The organism is uncultured Campylobacter sp., from assembly GCF_937981295.1.
GTDB lineage: Bacteria > Campylobacterota > Campylobacteria > Campylobacterales > Campylobacteraceae > Campylobacter_B.
In genome coordinates, this window is sequence record NZ_CALJPC010000064.1 from 1 (window position 1) to 1027 (window position 1027).

The following is a 1027-nucleotide window of genomic DNA, read 5'->3' on the forward strand; positions in this document are numbered from 1 at the left end:
CAGAGCGGAAGGCAAAATAAAAGCCAGAAATACCTATTACTATAAATGCGATTGCGGGCAATATCCATAAACTACCTGCATCATCAAATTTAATATATTTCTCGCCTATCTTTACATGTTTATGTACCGTAAAATTTATAAGATATAAGAAGCACATTATGCCCGTTAAACAAGCGGCAATTCTATCTAGCATTGCGTTGCTCCTTTTCGTTATGGTTTGCTTCATTCATAGCGTTTTGCGTCATACCGCCCAATCCTTAAATTTTAGCTTTATGAGAGAAATTTTATTTTTGATCGCTCTAAATTACTCATATAACAAACCTGGAGTATTGTAAAATCAACGTATAATCTTCGCTATAAAATTTTACCCTATTTTTTCTATTGTAGATACTCATACTTAGCAGATATTTAGCGAAATTTATGTAATCCTTCGTACTAGGGAAATAAAATGTAACGCTTTGGTAGAATGTTTTAAAATCCAGCTCAAATTTATACCTGTCCATATCGTCCGCTATGCAGCACTCCGCTTCGTCTATTTTAATAAATTCCTTTATATCTATACATAATTGAGCGCTATTTTTTGCAAATCGCGCTCCTCCCGCCCAATATTCATAAGGGAAAAGTTCTAGGTATGAGACCCTTTCATTATACGATGATGTTAAAATGTTTTTTGCGAAATAATACATAGCCAAATTCGTAGTAAAACCCAAGACCACAAGCTTTTTGTCTTCTAGAATTTTAATATCTAATTTATGATACTCATGCCCCATAAGTTCCTCATCGATAGTTAGAGGATCGTCTTTTATATAAATTTTATTCGGCAGCACTGACTTATTCTCTTTTTTTGCGCACTACGCCGTCATTCATAAAGCGCCGTCAAATATGATCCCATCGCTTCGATTGCGGAGGGCAATAGCTCTTTTCCATCCACATTGATGCTGTTTGTGTTCATATTTTCTCCAATATAAGTTCCACCGAGCCCTCCTCAAGCGAATTATACTCATCCAGATGTATATGCGAATGTTTC

Annotated in this window: 2 protein-coding genes; both read right to left on the minus strand. The window is 35.3% G+C overall.

Annotated elements, in window-relative coordinates; genetic code table 11:
- On the minus strand, positions 1-193 hold a 193-nt coding region (locus Q0135_RS05145), incomplete at its 3' end, for a hypothetical protein (protein ID WP_297988852.1).
- Between the two features lie 115 nt (positions 194-308).
- Positions 309-827, minus strand: a complete 519-nt coding sequence (locus tag Q0135_RS05150) for a hypothetical protein (RefSeq protein WP_297988853.1) — start codon at positions 825-827, stop codon at positions 309-311.
- Positions 828-1027 lie beyond the last annotated feature (200 nt).